At 71.5% G+C, this 16,753-nt stretch carries 15 protein-coding genes; 6 read left to right on the plus strand and 9 right to left on the minus strand.

What is annotated here, in order from left to right; translation table 11 throughout:
• Positions 1-93 precede the first annotated feature (93 nt).
• The gene (rpmF, locus tag ACZ6TU_RS17360; RefSeq protein ID WP_010043581.1) at positions 94-264 is read left to right on the plus strand and encodes a 50S ribosomal protein L32; all 171 of its coding nucleotides are present in this window, start codon (positions 94-96) and stop codon (positions 262-264) included.
• Positions 265-268: 4 nt separating this feature from the next.
• Positions 269-1,441 (plus strand): GTP-binding protein, encoded by a 1,173-nt coding sequence (locus ACZ6TU_RS17365; protein WP_469549254.1) that lies wholly within the window; start codon positions 269-271, stop codon positions 1,439-1,441.
• Here ACZ6TU_RS17365 and ACZ6TU_RS17370 read toward each other — a convergent pair.
• Positions 1,384-2,115 carry a nucleotidyltransferase domain-containing protein gene (locus tag ACZ6TU_RS17370; RefSeq protein WP_467671075.1) on the minus strand — a complete coding sequence of 244 codons (732 nt, stop codon included), beginning with the start codon at positions 2,113-2,115 and terminating at the stop codon, positions 1,384-1,386. The two genes, ACZ6TU_RS17365 and ACZ6TU_RS17370, sit on opposite strands and share 58 nt — an antisense overlap.
• Positions 2,116-2,260: 145 nt before the next feature.
• Here ACZ6TU_RS17370 and ACZ6TU_RS17375 point away from each other — a divergent pair, with 145 nt between their 5' ends.
• Together ACZ6TU_RS17375 and ACZ6TU_RS17380 are read left to right on the plus strand one after the other, a co-directional pair.
• Entirely contained in the window at positions 2,261-3,259 is a 999-nt protein-coding gene (locus ACZ6TU_RS17375) for an LLM class flavin-dependent oxidoreductase (RefSeq protein WP_467671073.1), read from the plus strand.
• Between the two features lie 11 nt (positions 3,260-3,270).
• Positions 3,271-5,619, plus strand: a complete 2,349-nt coding sequence (locus tag ACZ6TU_RS17380; protein ID WP_469549258.1) for an ATP-binding cassette domain-containing protein — start codon at positions 3,271-3,273, stop codon at positions 5,617-5,619.
• A gap of 297 nt (positions 5,620-5,916) precedes the next feature.
• Here ACZ6TU_RS17380 and ACZ6TU_RS17385 read toward each other — a convergent pair whose 3' ends face one another.
• The 5 genes from ACZ6TU_RS17385 to ACZ6TU_RS17405 all read right to left on the minus strand — a co-directional run bounded on the left by ACZ6TU_RS17385 (position 5,917) and on the right by ACZ6TU_RS17405 (position 11,090).
• A complete protein-coding gene (locus ACZ6TU_RS17385; RefSeq protein ID WP_469549261.1) occupies positions 5,917-6,753 on the minus strand; it encodes a lysophospholipid acyltransferase family protein in 837 nt (278 codons plus the stop codon).
• A complete protein-coding gene (locus tag ACZ6TU_RS17390) occupies positions 6,753-7,520 on the minus strand; it encodes a GNAT family N-acetyltransferase (protein WP_469549263.1) in 768 nt (255 codons plus the stop codon). Before ACZ6TU_RS17390 ends, ACZ6TU_RS17385 begins: the two co-directional genes overlap by 1 nt.
• Before the next feature lie 207 nt (positions 7,521-7,727).
• Positions 7,728-8,477, minus strand: a complete 750-nt coding sequence (locus ACZ6TU_RS17395) for a succinate dehydrogenase/fumarate reductase iron-sulfur subunit (RefSeq protein WP_467671066.1) — start codon at positions 8,475-8,477, stop codon at positions 7,728-7,730.
• Positions 8,474-10,420, minus strand: a complete 1,947-nt coding sequence (locus ACZ6TU_RS17400) for a fumarate reductase/succinate dehydrogenase flavoprotein subunit (protein ID WP_467671064.1) — start codon at positions 10,418-10,420, stop codon at positions 8,474-8,476. The genes ACZ6TU_RS17395 and ACZ6TU_RS17400 overlap by 4 nt, the downstream gene beginning before the upstream one ends.
• 1 nt (position 10,421) lies before the next feature.
• A complete protein-coding gene (locus ACZ6TU_RS17405; RefSeq protein ID WP_469549267.1) occupies positions 10,422-11,090 on the minus strand; it encodes a succinate dehydrogenase in 669 nt (222 codons plus the stop codon).
• A gap of 119 nt (positions 11,091-11,209) precedes the next feature.
• Between ACZ6TU_RS17405 and ACZ6TU_RS17410 the strand changes: the two genes are divergently transcribed.
• The gene (locus ACZ6TU_RS17410) at positions 11,210-12,094 is read left to right on the plus strand and encodes a LysR family transcriptional regulator (protein WP_467671061.1); all 885 of its coding nucleotides are present in this window, start codon (positions 11,210-11,212) and stop codon (positions 12,092-12,094) included.
• Positions 12,095-12,144: 50 nt separating this feature from the next.
• On the opposite strand, the gene ACZ6TU_RS17415 is transcribed toward ACZ6TU_RS17410, so the two are convergent.
• Complete coding sequence (locus tag ACZ6TU_RS17415) at positions 12,145-12,750, minus strand: peroxiredoxin-like family protein (protein WP_467671060.1); 606 nt, start codon at positions 12,748-12,750, stop codon at positions 12,145-12,147.
• A gap of 99 nt (positions 12,751-12,849) precedes the next feature.
• Between ACZ6TU_RS17415 and ACZ6TU_RS17420 the strand changes: the two genes are divergently transcribed.
• Positions 12,850-13,464 (plus strand): TetR/AcrR family transcriptional regulator, encoded by a 615-nt coding sequence (locus ACZ6TU_RS17420; protein WP_467671058.1) that lies wholly within the window; start codon positions 12,850-12,852, stop codon positions 13,462-13,464.
• Positions 13,465-13,495: 31 nt separating this feature from the next.
• Here ACZ6TU_RS17420 and ACZ6TU_RS17425 read toward each other — a convergent pair whose 3' ends face one another.
• Both ACZ6TU_RS17425 and ACZ6TU_RS17430 read right to left on the minus strand, forming a co-directional pair.
• Positions 13,496-15,640, minus strand: a complete 2,145-nt coding sequence (locus ACZ6TU_RS17425) for a putative bifunctional diguanylate cyclase/phosphodiesterase (protein ID WP_469549273.1) — start codon at positions 15,638-15,640, stop codon at positions 13,496-13,498.
• Entirely contained in the window at positions 15,637-16,449 is an 813-nt protein-coding gene (locus tag ACZ6TU_RS17430; RefSeq protein WP_467671054.1) for an SAM-dependent methyltransferase, read from the minus strand. Before ACZ6TU_RS17430 ends, ACZ6TU_RS17425 begins: the two co-directional genes overlap by 4 nt.
• Between the last annotated feature and the right edge of the window lie 304 nt (positions 16,450-16,753).

A 16,753-nucleotide genomic window follows, 5' to 3' on the forward strand; every position in this document is an offset into this window, starting at 1 on the left:
GGGGCATCGGTGTCCTGGCACCGGGGACGCAATTGTTAATGGGTTCCATTTTCATGTAGCGTCCTCGGTGCCCGTCCACCGAGGAGGAGTCCCATGGCTGTCCCGAAGCGGAAGATGTCCCGCAGCAACACCCGTCACCGTCGCGCCCAGTGGAAGGCCGCCACACCGACGCTGGTCCCGGTCACCGTCGACGGCGTCCGTCATCTCGTACCGCAGAACCTGGTCAAGGCCTACGAGCGCGGGCTGCTGCGCCCCGAGGGCTGACACCGTGTCGTACGAACGGCTGCCCGTCACCGTGCTCTCCGGATTCCTCGGGGCGGGCAAGACCACCCTGCTCAACCATGTCCTCGCCAACCGCGAGGGGCTGCGTGTCGCCGTCATCGTCAACGACATGAGCGAGGTCAACATCGACGCGGCCCTGGTACGCGGCGGCGAGGCCGCCCTGTCGCGGACCGAGGAACGCCTGGTCGAGATGACCAACGGCTGCATCTGCTGCACGCTCCGCGACGACCTGCTGGACGAGGTGGACCGGCTGGCCCGCGAGGGCCGGTTCGACCATCTCCTCATCGAGTCGTCCGGGATCTCCGAGCCGATGCCCGTCGCGGCCACCTTCGCCTTCGCCCGTGACGACGGCGCCACCCTCGACGACGTGGCTCTGCTGGACACCATGGTCACGCTCGTGGACGCGGCCAACTTCCTCACCGAGCTGGAGAGCGGCGACGACCTCGCCGAGCGGGGTCTCGCCCCGTACGAGGACGACGAGCGCACGGTCAGCGATCTGCTCGTCGACCAGGTCGAGTTCGCCGACGTCCTGGTCCTCAACAAGCTCGACCTGGTCGACGAGGAGACGGCGGCCCGGCTGCGAGCGGCCCTGACCCGGCTGAACCCGGCCGCCCGGCTGGTCCCGGCGACGCACGGCCGGGTGGACCTCCGCCAGGTGCTCGGCACCCGGCTGTTCGACCTGGAACGCGCCCAGCAGGCGCCGGGCTGGGTCCGGGAACTCAATGGCGACCACGTCCCGGAGACCGAGGAGTACGGCATCTCCTCCACCGTTTTCCGCTCCGAACTCCCCTTCCACCCCGAGCGGTTGTGGACGTTCGTCACGGAGGAACTGGACGCCGGGACGTACGGGCGGATCCTGCGCTCCAAGGGCTTCTTCACCCTGGCGAGTCGCCCGCACGTGACGGGCCTGTGGTCACAGGCCGGCTCCGTCGCCCGCTTCGAGCCCTCCGCGGCCCGGGACGGGGACACCCCGTTCGCGCAGGAGCTGGTGCTCATCGGCACAGGGCTGGACGCCCCGGCTCTGCACGCCGCCCTGACCGACTGCCTGATGGCGCCCGGCGAGCCCGTGCCGGTGGACGACCCGTTCCCCGCCTGGGACACCTACGGCATCGACGAGGCCTGCGAGCACGAGCACGACGTCGCGGTCCCCGCGGTGTAGAAGAGGCCGCGGACGCGGTGCAGCCACGCCTCGACGGCCGCCTCGTCGGGCCGCTCGGGCAGCACGGTGGGCGTCTCGTCGAAGGCGGCCTCGTAGTGCCTGAGCAGGGGCAGCGCGGCCGCCGGGTCGGCGGCGACGCGCTCGCCGAAGGCGTGGTACTCCTCGGGGTTCTCGACGCGGATCTCCAGTCGGCCGGTGGTGTACAGCGCCAGGCCCTGGTGGCACAGCCGCTTCAGGTGCCGGGCGTGCTTCGCGGTGCGTTTTCGGGTGTCCGCCGAGAACGAGCCGTCGCCGCGATTCTCGAGCCGGCGGAACTGCTGGGTGGCGTAGCCGAGATAGGCGTCCCGGACGCGCTTCGCGCACAGGAACGACGTACGTATGCCGATCAGTTCGTCCCCCAGCGGGGTACGCACCTCGTAGAGCTCGTCCGGGAGCCACACCAGTTCCATGGCGGTCGGATTGCCGCCGAGGGCGAGTCGGCACCACTTGGCGGCCTCGTGCAGGGTGCGGTCCGGTGCCGTGGTGACGTGGGACTCCTTCGGCGTGTGGAGCCCGTGCAGAGCCTCGGTGGGCGCGGCGAACATGCCGAGGCGGTCGATGTCCGAGCCCTGATGGGCCAGGCCGTAGGCGGTCGAGCCGACGATGCCGGACAGCAGGATGTTCGCGACGGCCATGGCCGGTCCCCCCTCTTCTCGCGCTGTACCCGGCGGTGCCGGGCCGTGCCGCTCCATTGTCCTGACGTGCGGGGATGCGGTCACCGGGTTTTCGGCGAGGCGGCACCGGCGGGAATGCCACGATCCGTCACGCGTTGAAACCGGTGTGAGTTCCGCGATCGCCTCCACCCGTTTCTCCGTCCTCGACCGCTCCCGCACCCGCGAGGGGCACACGCATCCCGAGGCGCTGCGCGACACCGTGCGGCTGGCCGGGGAGCTGGAGGGGCTCGGGTACCACCGGCTGTGGGTCTCGGAGCATCACGGGGTGCCCGGGGTCGCCGGTTCCGCGCCGACCGTGCTGGCGGCCGCCGTCGCCGCCGCGACGCGCACGATCCGGGTCGGCACCGGCGGGGTGATGCTGCCCAACCACCGGCCGCTGGTCGTGGCCGAGCAGTTCGGAGTGCTGGAGTCGCTGTTTCCCGGGCGGATCGACATGGGCCTGGGCCGGTCCGTCGGCTTCACGGACGGGGTGCGCAAGGCCCTGGGCCGTGACAAGGAGGACGCCGAGGACTTCGAGGCCCAGCTCCGGGAGCTGCTCGGCTGGTTCCGGGGCACCTCCCCCACCGGGGTGCACGCCCGTCCCGCCGAAGGGCTGGCCGTGCCGCCGTTCGTCCTGGCCATGGGCGAGGGCGCCGGCATCGCGGCCCGCGCGGGTCTGCCCATGGTCATCGGCGACTTCAGGAACCGGGAGAAGATGCGGCGCGGCATCGACCACTACCGCGAGCACTTCCGCCCCTCGCCCTGGGCGAGCGAACCGTACGTGGTCGTCTCCGGCACGGTCGCGGTGGCCGGGACCCCCGAGGAGGCCCGGCGGCTGCTCGTCCCGGAGGCCTGGGCGATGGCGTACTCCCGCACACACGGCACCTTCCCGCCCCTGCCGCCCGCCGAGCGGGTAGAGGCGCTCACCATGACCGGCAAGGAACGCGGCTTCTACGAGGCCGGCCTCACCGGCCACATCGCCGGCACCGAGGAGCAGGTCGCGCACGAGTTGGAGACGGTGCTGAAGGAGACGGGGGCACAGGAGGTCCTGGTCACCACCAGCACGTACGACCGCGAGGCGCTGCTGGACTCCTACCGGCGGCTGGCCGCGATCACCTCCGGTTAGAGTCGTTGCCCATGCACGACCCCCACCAGGCCCACGACCCGTACGTCCGTGTCCGCGCCGCCCGCGAGCACAATCTCCAGGGCGTCGACGTCGACATTCCCCGGGACGTGCTGGCCGTGTTCACGGGCGTGTCCGGCTCGGGCAAGTCGTCGCTGGCGTTCGGCACGATCTACGCGGAGGCGCAGCGGCGCTACTTCGAGTCGGTCGCGCCGTACGCGCGCCGGCTGATCCACCAGGTGGGCGCGCCGAAGGTCGGGGAGATCAGCGGTCTGCCGCCGGCCGTCTCGCTCCAGCAGCGCCGGGCGGCTCCCACCTCACGCTCCTCGGTCGGCACCGTCACCAACCTCTCGAACTCGCTGCGCATGCTGTTCTCCCGGGCCGGTACCTACCCGCCCGGTGCCGAGCGCCTCGACTCCGACGCCTTCTCGCCCAACACGGCGGCCGGGGCCTGCCCGGAGTGCCACGGGCTCGGCCGGGTCCACCGTACGAGCGAGGAGTTGCTGGTCCCGGACCCGTCGCTGTCGATCCGCGCGGGCGCGATCGCCGCGTGGCCGGGCGCCTGGCAGGGCAAGAACCTGCGGGACGTCCTCGACGCACTCGGGTACGACGTGGACCGGCCGTGGCGGGAGCTGCCCGCCGACGAGCGTGAGTGGATCCTGTTCACGGACGAGCAGCCGGTGGTCACCGTGCACCCGGTGCGGGACGCGGACCGGATCCAGCGGCCGTACCAGGGCACGTACATGAGCGCCCGGCGGTACGTGATGAAGACCTTCTCGGACTCCAGGAGCCCGACCCTGCGGGCGAAGGCCGAGCGGTTCCTCACCAGCGCGCCCTGCCCGGCGTGCGGTGGCAGCCGACTGCGGCCCGAGGCGCTGGCGGTGACCTTCGGCGGCCGGACCATCGCCGAGCTGGCGGCACTGCCGCTGGTGGAGCTGGCCGCCGGTCTGGAGGGAACGTCGGAGACCGCCCGGGTCCTCACCGACGACCTCACATCCCGTATCGCGCCGATCGTCGAACTCGGCCTCGGCTACCTCAGCCTCGACCGGTCCACCCCCACCCTCTCCGCGGGCGAGCTGCAACGCCTGCGCCTCGCCACGCAGCTGCGCTCCGGCCTGTTCGGTGTGGTCTACGTCCTCGACGAGCCGTCGGCCGGGCTGCACCCGGCGGACACCGAGGCGCTGCTCGTCGTGCTGGAGCGGTTGAAGGCTGCCGGAAACTCGGTGTTCGTGGTGGAGCACCACCTCGATGTGGTCCGCGGGGCCGACTGGCTGGTCGACGTGGGTCCGCACGCGGGCGAGCACGGCGGGCGGGTGCTGCACAGCGGCCCGGTCGCCGGGCTGGCGGCCGTCGAGGAGTCGGCGACGGCCCGCTACCTGTTCGACCACTCCCCCGCCCCTGCGCGCGAGGTCCGCGAACCGAGCGGGTGGCTGAAGACCGGCCCGGTCACCCGGCACAACCTGCGCGGCGTGACCGCCGAGTTCCCGCTCGGCGTGTTCACCGCGGTCACCGGGGTGTCCGGCTCCGGCAAGTCCACGCTCATCCGGGAGATCACCGAGGACACGGCCGGGGTGGGCAGGCTGGTATCGGTCGATCAGAAGCCGATCGGACGCACTCCGCGCTCGAACCTCGCGACGTACACCGGTCTCTTCGACGTCGTGCGCAAGGTGTTCGCGGCCACCGACGGGGCGCTTGAACGGGGCTTCGGCGTCGGCCGGTTCTCCTTCAATGTGGCGGGCGGGCGCTGCGAGACCTGCCAGGGCGAGGGGTTCGTCAGTGTGGAGCTGCTGTTCCTGCCGAGCACGTACGCGCCCTGCCCGGACTGCGGCGGGGCCCGCTACAACCAGGAGACGCTGGAGGTGACGTACCGGGGGCGGAACATCGCGCAGGTGCTGGATCTGACGGTGGAAAGCGCGGCGGAGTTCTTCGCGGACACCCCGGCCGTCGCCCGCAGCCTCGGCACCCTGCTCGACGTGGGCCTGGGCTACCTCCGCCTCGGCCAGCCCGCGACCGAGCTCTCCGGCGGCGAGGCCCAGCGCATCAAACTGGCGAGCGAACTCCAGCGCGGCCGGCGCGGCCACACGCTCTACCTCCTCGACGAGCCCACGACCGGTCTCCACCCGGCCGACGTGGACATCCTGATGCGCCAGCTGCACGGCCTCGTCGAGGCCGGGCACACCGTGATCGTCGTCGAGCACGACATGTCCGTCGTCGCGGGCGCGGACTGGGTCATCGACCTCGGCCCGGGCGGCGGCGACGCGGGCGGCCGGATCGTGGCGGCTGGACCGCCCACGGCGGTGGCACGCTCGGAACAGAGCAGGACAGCGCCGTATCTCGCCCGCGCGCTGTCCGGGGGTGGCTGAGGCCGGTCGAGGAACGACCGTCCCGCCCCTGCCGCCAGGCGGGAACGGGGCGCCTCCGGCGGAAGGGCAACGCCCCCATCACCGAGCATGCCCCCCATACGGCCGGCCCCGCCCGGCGGCCGGAGGCCAACGGCCTCAGCACACCGCCCTCGCCCACGCCACCGTCGGCCGTGACGGACCATCACCGCCCGTGCAGGGACCGCCGCCACGGTCGGTTACGCCGAAGCGCCGGGATGATCCACCCGGCCACCAGACCCGCGCCCGGCCGGACATGACACCACCACCAGACCGGGCGCCCTACGCCACCAGCACCGTGTGCGTCCACGCCGGCGCCGCCGTCTCCTTTGGCTGTGCGGAATGAGCCAGGGCGCGGCGGTCGGAGTGGGTCCCCGGGGGGATGGGGGCGCGGACCTCGACCTCCGCGACCACGTCGCGGGCCGTCGCCACCCGCCACAGCGAGGCGAGCAGGGTGTCCTCGCCGACGAACGCGGGGGCGGTGGTGGTGGTTCCGCCGGTGAGCCGGTAGCGGATCCGGACCGGCTGGACCGGCACCCCGGCGTCGAGGGCGGCCTGGAAGACGGCCCGGCGGAAGGTGCCCTGGGCTCGGCCGCACCAGGTGCTGCCCTCGGGGAAGGCCACGACGGCGGCGCCCTCGCGCAGCGCCCGGGCGATACGGGCGACGGTGTCCGGGAGGGCCCGCAGCCGGTCCCGGTCGATGAACAGGGTGCCGCCGCGGGCGGCCAGCGGCCCGGCGACGGGCCACCGCCGTACCTCCGTCTTGGCCAGCATCCGGGCAGGGCGTACGGCGGCGAGCAGTGGTATGTCCAGCCAGGAGATGTGGTTGGCGACCAGCAGCAGTCCGCCGGTGGGGGCGGCGGCGCCGGTGATGCGGACCCGGACCCCTGCGGCCCGCACTATCCACCGGCACCACCGCCGGACCAGGGACGCCGGTATCCTCCCCCGCAAGCGGGGGGACCCCCAGCCGAGCGGCGACAGCGCGATCCCCGCGAGCAGCAGCAGGACGACCCCGGTGAGCCGCAGTACGGCACGCGGCACGGCCCGCGCCGTCACCCCCGCCGACGCCTCGACACAGGCCTGCGGCGTGCAGGGCGCGGTGGGCAGCCAGGCACTCATCAGGCGGGTACGAGGGACAGGAAGTGCCGCAGGTAGCGCGGGTTGACCCGGCTCATCGGCAGCAGCACGTACAGGTCGGCGACGCCGAAGTCCGGGTCGTGGGCCGGTTCGCCGCACACCCAGGCGCCGAGGCGCAGGTAGCCGCGCAGCAGGGCGGGCAGTTCGACTCGGGCGGCGGGCGCCGGGTCCGGGACCCACGGCAGCAGCGGCTGGACGCGGTACTCCTGCGGCGACAGGTGCTTGGCGTTCACCCGGTCCCAGGTGGCGGAGGCCAGGGTGCCGCCGTCGGCGAGCGGGACGGAGCAGCAGCCGGCGAGCCACTCGTGGCCCCGGTCGACCATGTAGCGGGCGATACCCGCCCAGATGAGGCTGATGACCGCGCCGTCGCGGTGGCCGGGGTGCACACAGGAGCGGCCGACCTCGACGAGCTCCGGCCGGATCCCGGCGAGGGAGCTCAGATCGAACTCGCTCTCGGAGTACAGCCGCCCGGCGACCGCCGCGCGCTCCGGCGGCAGCAGCCGGTAGGTGCCGACGACCTGGCCGGTCGTCTGCTCACGGACGAGCAGGTGGTCGCAGTACGCGTCGAACGGGTCGACGTCCAGCCCGGGCTGCGAGCCGGACAGCAGGGCGCCCAGCTCCCCGGCGAAGACGTCGTGCCGCAGCCGCTGGGCGGCACGCACGTCCTCCTCGTTCCGGGCGAGGGCGACGGTGTAGCGGGTGGGGGCCGTGGGGTGCGCGGGGCGGTCGACGGTCAGTACGCCGGTCATGGCTCTCTCCTGGTCACGGGCCGGGGGCGGCGAGCGATGCCGCCGTCACTGTTGTGCCCATGCCGCCTGACCTTCGCGTGACCGGTGCCAGGAGCGCGGATGCCGGGATGTTGAATGCCAGGAGCCCGGAAAGGCGAGACGGGGCCGGTGAGCACCACCCGACCCCGCCCGTCCGCACCAGTCGGCGAACGCTCTACCTGCCCGGCTCTACCGCTTGCTCACCTTCCGCGTGGCCCGCAGCCACTCCTTGTTCATGCCGGTGATGGACATGAGCGGGATGCCCTTGGGACATGCCGTGGCGCACTCTCCCGTGAGGGTGCATCCGCCGAAGCCCTCCTCGTCCATCTGCGCCACCATGTCCAGCACCCGCGTCTCGCGCTCGGGCGCCCCCTGCGGCAGCACGTTCAGATGGTTGATCTTGGCGGACGTGAACAGCATCGCCGCCCCGTTCGGGCACGCCGCGACACACGCGCCGCACCCGATGCACTCGGCGTGTTCGAAGGCGAAGTCGGCGTCCGGCTTCGGCACCGGTGTGGCGTGCGCTTCGGGAGCCGCCCCCGTCGGCGCGGTGATGTACCCGCCGGCCTGGATGATCCGGTCGAAGGCCGAACGGTCGACGACCAGGTCCTTGATCACCGGGAAGGCGGACGCCCTCCACGGCTCGATGTCGATCGTGTCGCCGTCCTTGAACGACCTCATGTGCAGCTGGCACGTGGTCGTCCGCTCGGGCCCGTGCGCATCGCCGTTGATCACGAGCGAGCACGCACCGCAGATGCCCTCGCGGCAGTCGTGGTCGAAGGCGACCGGGTCCTCGCCCTTGAGGGTGAGCTCCTCGTTGAGGGTGTCGAGCATCTCCAGGAAGGACATGTCGGAGGAGATCCCGTCCACCTCGTAGGTGGACATGGCGCCTTCGGCGTCGGCGTTCTTCTGCCGCCAGACGCGCAGGGTGAGCTTCATGCGTAGCTCCGCTGGGTGGGGTGGACGTACTCGAAGACCAGGTCTTCCTTGTGCAGGGTCGGAGCCTCGCCGGTGCCGGTGAACTCCCAGGCCGCCGCGTACGCGAACTCCTCGTCCTTCCGGTCGGCCTCGCCGTCGGGCGTCTGGGACTCCTCGCGGAAGTGGCCGCCGCAGGACTCGCCGCGGTGCAGCGCGTCGAGGCACATCAGCTCGGCCAGCTCCAGGTAGTCGACGACGCGGTTGGCCTTCTCCAGCGACTGGTTGAACTCCTCCCCGGTGCCAGGCACCTTGACGCGTCGCCAGAACTCCTCACGTATCTGCGGGATGCGCTCCAGCGCCTTGCGCAGCCCCGAGTCGGTGCGGGCCATGCCGCAGAACTCCCACATGAGCTCGCCGACCTCGCGGTGGAAGGAGTCTGGCGTGCGGTCGCCGTCGACGGACAGCAGCAGGTTGATCCGGTCCTCGGTCTCGGCCAGCACCTCCTGGACGACCGGGTGGGCGGCGTCGACCTGGTCCTTGTGCGGATTGCGGGCGAGGTAGTCGTTGATGGTCGCCGGGAGCACGAAGTACCCGTCGGCGAGTCCCTGCATCAGCGCGGAGGCGCCGAGCCGGTTGGCCCCGTGGTCGGAGAAGTTGGCCTCGCCGATCGCGAACAGGCCGGGGACGGTGGTCTGGAGGTCGTAGTCGACCCACAGGCCGCCCATCGTGTAGTGCACGGCGGGGTAGATCCGCATCGGTACCTGGTACGGATCCTCGTCGGTGATCCGCTGGTACATGTCGAAGAGGTTGCCGTACTTGGCCTCGACGGCCTTGCGGCCCATGCGCTCGATGGCGTCGGCGAAGTCGAGGTAGACGCCCTGGCCGCCGGGGCCGACGCCCCTGCCCTCGTCGCAGACGTTCTTCGCGGCGCGGGAGGCGATGTCACGCGGCACCAGGTTGCCGAAGGACGGGTAGATGCGCTCCAGGTAGTAGTCGCGCTCGTCCTCGGGGATCTCGTTCGGCGGGCGGTCGTCGCCCTTGGCCTTCGGCACCCAGATGCGGCCGTCGTTGCGCAGCGACTCGCTCATCAGCGTCAGCTTGGACTGGTGGTCGCCGGTGCGCGGGATGCAGGTGGGGTGGATCTGGGTGAAGCAGGGGTTGGCGAAGTAGGCGCCTCGCCGGTGCGCCCGCCAGATGGCGGTGGCGTTGGAGTTCATGGCGTTCGTCGACAGGTAGAAGACGTTGCCGTAGCCGCCGCTGGCGAGTACGACGGCGTCCGCGAAGTATGTGTCGATCTTGCCGGTGATGAGATCCCGCGCCACGATCCCGCGCGCCCGCCCGTCGACGACGATCAGGTCGAGCATTTCCGTACGCGGGTGCATCTCGATGTTCCCCGCGGCGATCTGCCGGCTGAGGGCCTGGTAGGCGCCGAGCAGCAGCTGCTGTCCCGTCTGGCCACGGGCGTAGAAGGTCCGCGACACCTGGACGCCGCCGAAGGAGCGGGTGTCCAGCAGGCCGCCGTACTCGCGGGCGAACGGCACGCCCTGCGCCACGCACTGGTCGATGATCTCGACGGAGATCTGCGCGAGCCGGTGGACGTTGGACTCGCGGGCCCGGAAGTCGCCGCCCTTGACTGTGTCGTAGAACAGGCGGTGGATGGAGTCGCCGTCGTTGCGGTAGTTCTTCGCGGCGTTGATGCCGCCCTGCGCGGCGATGGAGTGGGCGCGGCGCGGGGAGTCCTGGTAGCAGAACTGGACGACGTGGTAGCCCTGTTCGGCGAGGGTGGCCCCGGCGGAGCCGCCGGCGAGGCCGGTGCCGACGACGATGACGGTGTGCTTGCGCCGGTTGGCGGGGTTGACCAGCTTGGCCTCGAAGCGGCGCTTGTCCCAGCGCTCGTGGACGGGGCCCTTCGGGGCCTTGGTGTCGGTGACCGGTTCACCGGTCGTGTAGTCGGTGTAGGTCATGTCAGCTCACCACTCCGGTCATGACGCCCACGGGTACGGCGATGAACCCGGCCGTGAGCAGCAGCGCGAGGACGTCGGCGACGGCCTTCAGGGCACGGTCGCGGGTGCGGCTGCCGGCGCCGAGGGTCTGGGCGGCGCTCCAGAAACCGTGCCGGACGTGCAGGCCGAGCGCGAGCATCGCGACGATGTAGATGACGTTGCCGTACCAGGTGGAGAAGGTGTCCACGACGTTCTGGTACGGGTGGCCGGGCTCGAAGCCGGGGTGCACGGTGCCGGTCGTGATGTCCAGGATGTGCCAGACGATGAACAGCCCGAGGATGATCCCGCCCCACCGCATGGTCCGCGTCGCGTAGCTCGCCCGTGGCCTCTTGTGCACGTACTTGCTGGGCCGTGCCCTGATGTCGCGGCGGCTGAGCTGGTACGCGGACACGGCGTGGGCGACGACGGCGGCCACCAGCACGATCCGGACCAGCCACAGCGTCCACTCGTAGTGCATGAACGGCTCGCCGACGGTGCGCAGCCAGTGCCCGTACGCATTGAACTCGCCGGCCCCGAAGAAGATCTTCAGGTTCCCGATCATGTGGACGACCAGGTACAGCAGCATGATCAGCCCGCTGACCGCCATCACGGTCTTCTTGCCGAGGGTGGAGTCCCACACGGTGCGTGCCATGGACGGCCGTCGTTCCGTCCGCGTTGCCAGAGCCATGGCACAGCACGCTACGGACGCCGAGCCGATCGGTCCAAGACATGGTCCAGCTTGATTCCATAGGCCGGGGCTATCGTACGAGTATGCAGTTCCAGCAGCTCCAGTACTTCGTGGCCGTCGCCGAGACCCGGCACTTCACCCGGGCCGCCGATCTGGTCCATGTCGCGCAGCCGTCACTGTCGCAGCAGATCAAGGCGCTGGAGCGGGAGCTGGGCGCGGATCTGTTCCTGCGGGCACGCGGCAACATCACGCTCACGGACGCCGGGGAGGCCCTGCTCCCCCTGGCCCGGCGCATCCTGGCGGACGCGGACACGGCCCGGCACGAGGTGCTGGAGCTGGTGCAGCTGCGGCGGGGGCGAGTGCGGCTCGGTGCCACGCCCAGCCTGTGCACGGGCCTGCTGCCGGACGTGCTGCGCGCCTTCCACGACCGCTACCCGGGCATCCAGCTGCTGATCGAGGAGGGCGGTTCGCACGACCTGGTGCGGGAGCTGGCACGCGGCGCCCTGGATCTCGCCCTGGTCGTGCTGCCCCTGCCGACGCCGTCCCCGGCGCTGACCACGGTGGAACTGCTGCGCGAGGACCTGGTCGTGGTCTCCTCCCCGGACGCGCCGCGACCCGGCCGGGGCCGGCGCACCGTACGCGTCGCCGACCTGGAGGGCGAGCGCCTGGTGATGTTCCGGCACGGCTACGACCTGCGCGAACTGACCGTGGCGGCATGCCGCGCGGAGGGGTTCGAGCCGGACTTCGCGGTGGAGGGCGGGGAGATGGACGCGGTGCTGGGGTTCGTGCGGGCCGGGCTGGGCCTGGCCGTCGTACCGCGCATGGTGGCCGCGCGGTCCGGCCGCGGGCTGCGGGTGACTCCCCTGGCCCGCCCCGGTCTGCACCGGACCATCGCACTGGCCCACCGCAGCGACGTGGCTCCGCCCCGGGCGGCGCGGGAGTTGCAGCGGATGCTGCTGGAGCGGTGAGGTGCCCGTGGCAGGCCGGCGCCTGCGGGGCCGCCTGGCGTGCGGCTGGGCTACTGGGCCGGGGGGTGGTCGGCGGTCGGCCCGTGGGAGGACGCCAGGTGCAGGAGTTCGTCGACCGGCCACTGGTCGTAGACGTGCTCGCCGTACTTGGCCGCGAGGACACGGCCGCCGGGGCCGATCAGGAAGTCGGCGGGCAGACCGAGCCGGCCGCCGGGCTGGCTGGTCGCGGGGAGCCGCTCCCGGCCGCGGAGGACCTCCCACCCGCCGCGCAGCACCGCCCGGACGACCGGCCCCCAGGCGCGCGGGCTCAGCAGCGCACGGGGAGCCGACTCGACGCCGAACTCGACGTACAGCCGCTTGTCGGGGTCGGCGACGACCGCGAAGGGCAGGTCGGCGGTGTGCCGGCGCAACTCCTCGGCGGGCGAGTGGAAGACCACGACCTCACGGATGCCGGCGGCCTCGATCTCCGCGTGTCTGCGGACCACCGACCGCAGGTGCAGATGACACACCGGGCACCCGGCGAACCGCCGGAACTGGAGGTGGACCAGGCGCTCGGGATCCGGGACGGCGACGGGGTCGCCGGAGACGGTGACCAGGTGGCGGTCGGCGACGGTGGAGCCCGACCGTATCGGCCGCGCGGGCATGCGCATGAGCATGAGCGTGCTCCTCCTTAGGTGTACGGCGTACTCCTATCGAGTGTAGGCGTATGCCGTACACCTAACAAGGTAGGCGTATGACGTACGCTGAACGTCGTCATGCCACGCCCTCGCTCTCTCAGCCAGGCCCAGCTCGCCTCGGCCGCCCTCGCCGTGATCGACCGCGACGGGCTTGCCGGGTTGTCCATGCGCTCGGTCGCGAAGGAACTCGGTATGAGCACGATGGCGCTCTACCGGTACGTGGACGACCGGGAGGAATTGGAAAGGCTCGTCGTCGACCTGGTGCTCGGGACCGTGGACACCGTGCCGCCCGGCCCCGAGGCGCCCTGGCACGACCGCGTCGAGGTGCTGGTGCGGCGGCTGCGCGACGCCGTCGCCGCCCATCCGGAGATCGTGCCCCTGACCGTCGCCCACCGGCACCGGTCCCTTGCCGGGCTGCGCTGGTCGGAATCCGTGCTCGGCGTGCTCACGGAGGCGGGATTCGACGGCGACCGGCGGGTGGTCGCGCTGCGGGGCCTGCTCGGGTACGTCATCGGCGCCATCCAGCTGGAGCACCTCGGGCCCCTGTCCGGCGAGGGCACGGTCGCCATCACCGAGCTGCCGCCCGACGCCTTTCCCCACATGACCGAGACCGCCCGCCACGCCCGGAAGGTCAGTGCGGACCGGGAGTTCCTGGGCGGTCTCGCGCTGCTGCTGCGCGGGTTGGGCACCTGACCCGGCTCCGCGCAGCGGCCATCCGGGAGCGTCAGCCCGTCGCGTCCGCCAGTGCCAGTTCGTGCAGCCTCTCCGGCGGGCCCGGGCGGGCGTAGTACCAGCCCTGGGCGGTGTCGCAGCCCAGTATGCGGAGTTGTTCGGCCTGGGCCCCCGTCTCGACGCCCTCCACGGTGACCGCGAGGTCCAGGCTGTGGGCGAGTGAGACGATCCCCTCGACGATCTTGAGGTCCACGGGGTCGGCCGGGAACTGCTGCATGCTCTGCGTGAAGGAGCGGTCCAGCTTGAGGATGCTGACCGGCAGGCGGCGCAGGTTGGCGAGGTTGGAGTAGCCGGTACCGAAGTCGTCGAGGGCGATGTCGACGCCCATCTCCGCCAAGCGGCGCAGCGGCTTCAGCAGGTCGTCGTCCGCGCCGATCAGCGCCGACTCCGTGACTTCCAGGCAGAGCGCGTCCGGTTCGACGCCCGTGCGTTCCAGGATGTCGACGGTGTCCTGGACCAGGCCGGGGTGGGTCAGCTGGCAGGGCGAGAGGTTGACGTTGATCCGCAGCGGGCCCACGGCCTCCACACCACCGTGCAGTTCCCGCCACTCGCGGGCCTGACGTACCGACTGCTCCAGGACCCAGCGGCCCAGCGGCACGATCAGCCCCGTGTGTTCGGCGAGCGGGATGAACCGGTCCGGGCCGAGCACACCGTGCTGCGGGTGCAGCCAGCGCACCAGGGCCTCCGCACCGCGCACACTGCCGTCGCCGAGATGGACCAGCGGCTGGTACTCGATGAAGAACTCGCCCCGCTCCAGGGCCGTCGGCAGCGCCGTGGTCAGCCCGTGCCGGGTGATGGCGCGGGCGTCCGCCTCCGGGTCGGCGAGTTCGAAGCGGTTGCCGCCCGCCGACTTGGCCCGGTACATGGTGATGTCGGCGCTGCGCAGCACCTCCGCCGGGCTGCGCTCCCCGGCCGGGCCCTCGACGATGCCGATGCTGCCGCGCACGGTCAGCTCCCGGCCGTCGACGCTGATCGGGGCGAGCAGCGCGTTCATGATGCGCGTGGCGAGTTCGTCGACCTCGCGCTGGGTGTCGGGGCCCGTGGTCAGGGCCACGAACTCGTCGCCACCGAGCCGGGCGACCATCTCGCCGGGTGCGGTGGCGCAGGACTGGAGCCGGTCGGCGACCTCCACCAGCAGCCGGTCGCCGGCCGCGTGGCCGAGGCTGTCGTTCACGGTCTTGAAGCCGTCCAGATCCAGGTAGCAGAGGCCGAACCGCTGGCCTTTCCCTGCGCCCAGTGCCTTCTCCAGGCGCTCGAAGAAGAAGGTGCGGTTCGGCAGCCCGGTCAGCGCGTCGTGCGTGGCCTCGTAACGCAGCCTCAGATTGAGCAGCCGCCGCTCGGTGGTGTCCTCCATGAGCGCGAGCTGGTACTGCGGACTGCCGTCGGCGTCCCGCAGCAGGGAGACCGTCAGATTGGTCCACAGGACCGTTCCGTCAGGGCGGTAGAACGCCTTCTCCACGTGGTAGTGCTCACGCTCGCCGCTCACGAGTTCGTCGTAGAGCCGCCAGGTCTGCGGCGCGTCGTCGGGGTGGGTCCACTCCATGACGTTGCGGCCGCGCATCGTCTGCTCGGAGACCCCGAACATGCGCAGCAACGCGCCGTTGACCTGGAGAATGTTGCCCTCGAGGTCGGCCATGCCGATGCCTATGGCCGCGCCCTCGAAGACCGCGCGGAAACGGGCCTCGGTCGCGTGCAGGGCCTGCGCCACCACGCCCTGCGCCTGGAGGGCGGCCTGGGCGATGGCCTCCTGCTCGGCCAGGGTCCGTTCGCGCAGCGCCCGCGCGAAGCCGGCGGCCATCGCGTGCTGGAGGCGTGCGGAACGCGCCCGCAGGCCCTCCTGGTCGCCGTCGCCGCCGCAGTACAGGACCAGGTAGGCGTCCACGCAGTCCAGCGTGCGGCTGAGCGCCTCCGGGTCGGTGCAGTGCGCGTCCACGAGGGCGGTGCCCACCGCCCTGCCCTCGTCGGCGTCGAAGGCCCGGGCCAGCAATGCCTCACTCAACCGCCGTGCCAGCGGCAGCAGTTGCTCCTCGAACTCCGGCCGGGTCGACGACGTCGAGGTCACCGGGAAGACGGCCCGGCTCCAGATCGTCGCGAACCGGCGGAGTCTGTCCTCCGGCCCGTCCGGTTCCGCGATCACGCCGTACGCCCCACGCCCGCGAAACCGGAGAACGCATACGGATCCTCGTCCTCCGGTGCGGTGTCGGGCCGCCAGCGCGGCATCGCCACCAGTCCGGGTTCCACCATGTCGTACCCCTTGAAGAACCGCGCGATCTCCTCGCGCGAGCGCATGATCAGCGGGTTGCGGATGTCCTGATACACGTTCACCGCACCACCGGCCCGCTCCGGCGGCAGCGGTATCCCCTCGTACGAGGCGTGGGTGAGCACGAGCAGGCTGCCGGGCGCCAGCGCCTCGCCCAGCTCGGCCACCGCCCCGTACGGGTCGTCCTCGTCTTCCACGAAGTGCAGTATGGCAACGAGGAGCAACGCCACTGGCTGATTCAGGTCGATCAGCCGCTCCACCTCGGGGCTGCGCAGGATCTCCTGGGGCTTGCGGAGGTCCGCGGCCACGATGTCCGCGTCGTCGTCGCCCTCGAGGACCGCCTGGCTGTGCGCCACGGCCACCGGGTCGTGGTCGACGTACACCACGCGCGCGCCGGGGCGGGCGGCCCGGGCCGCCTCGTGCACATTGCCGAAGGTGGGGATACCGGAACCGATGTCCAGGAACTGGCTGATGCCCTGCTCGGCCGCGTAGCGCACCGCGCGGCGCATGAACGCCCGGTTCGCCTGCATGATCTTGGGGAGCCCCGGCATGAACTCCATGGCCCTGCGGGCCGCTTCCCGGTCGACCTCGAAGTTGTGCGATCCGCCCAGGTAGTAGTCGTACATCCGGGAGACGCTGGGCACCGAGATGTCGATGCTCCGTGGGGCCCAGGCGGGACGCTCCATCTATCTCTCCAAGGCGTAGGCGATCCGGTGTTCGAGCAGAGGCTACTGATCGCCCGCCAATGGAGCGACCCGAAACGGAAATTGACCATCCGTTCCCGGTCACTGCCTGCGGCACGTGCCGAATTGATACCCGCGCGCATGCCCTTCGAACATATGACGAACAGTGTCCGAGGCATTCCGGAGAGTTCCGGAGCGGAAGGGGAAGAGCGTCAGAATTCGATGAGTTCAGGTGAAGGACGGCAAAACGGTCCGCCCCTCCGTGAGCCACGGAGGGGCGGACCGGGTCGGCTCCGTCGGGTGGACG

The organism is Streptomyces sp. NPDC052064, assembly GCF_055585925.1.

Coding starts and splice junctions, on each gene's coding strand:
- ACZ6TU_RS17400 (WP_467671064.1), bottom strand. CDS start 10,420: ATGACCTACACCGACTACACGACCGGTGAACCGGTCACCGACACCAAG.
- ACZ6TU_RS17370 (WP_467671075.1), bottom strand. CDS start 2,115: ATGGCCGTCGCGAACATCCTGCTGTCCGGCATCGTCGGCTCGACCGCC.
- ACZ6TU_RS17395 (WP_467671066.1), bottom strand. CDS start 8,477: ATGAAGCTCACCCTGCGCGTCTGGCGGCAGAAGAACGCCGACGCCGAA.
- ACZ6TU_RS17415 (WP_467671060.1), bottom strand. CDS start 12,750: ATGCTCATGCGCATGCCCGCGCGGCCGATACGGTCGGGCTCCACCGTC.
- ACZ6TU_RS17405 (WP_469549267.1), bottom strand. CDS start 11,090: ATGGCACGCACCGTGTGGGACTCCACCCTCGGCAAGAAGACCGTGATG.
- ACZ6TU_RS17420 (WP_467671058.1), top strand. CDS start 12,850: ATGCCACGCCCTCGCTCTCTCAGCCAGGCCCAGCTCGCCTCGGCCGCC.
- ACZ6TU_RS17390 (WP_469549263.1), bottom strand. CDS start 7,520: ATGACCGGCGTACTGACCGTCGACCGCCCCGCGCACCCCACGGCCCCC.
- ACZ6TU_RS17380 (WP_469549258.1), top strand. CDS start 3,271: ATGCACGACCCCCACCAGGCCCACGACCCGTACGTCCGTGTCCGCGCC.
- ACZ6TU_RS17430 (WP_467671054.1), bottom strand. CDS start 16,449: ATGGAGCGTCCCGCCTGGGCCCCACGGAGCATCGACATCTCGGTGCCC.
- rpmF (WP_010043581.1), top strand. CDS start 94: ATGGCTGTCCCGAAGCGGAAGATGTCCCGCAGCAACACCCGTCACCGT.
- ACZ6TU_RS17410 (WP_467671061.1), top strand. CDS start 11,210: ATGCAGTTCCAGCAGCTCCAGTACTTCGTGGCCGTCGCCGAGACCCGG.
- ACZ6TU_RS17385 (WP_469549261.1), bottom strand. CDS start 6,753: ATGAGTGCCTGGCTGCCCACCGCGCCCTGCACGCCGCAGGCCTGTGTC.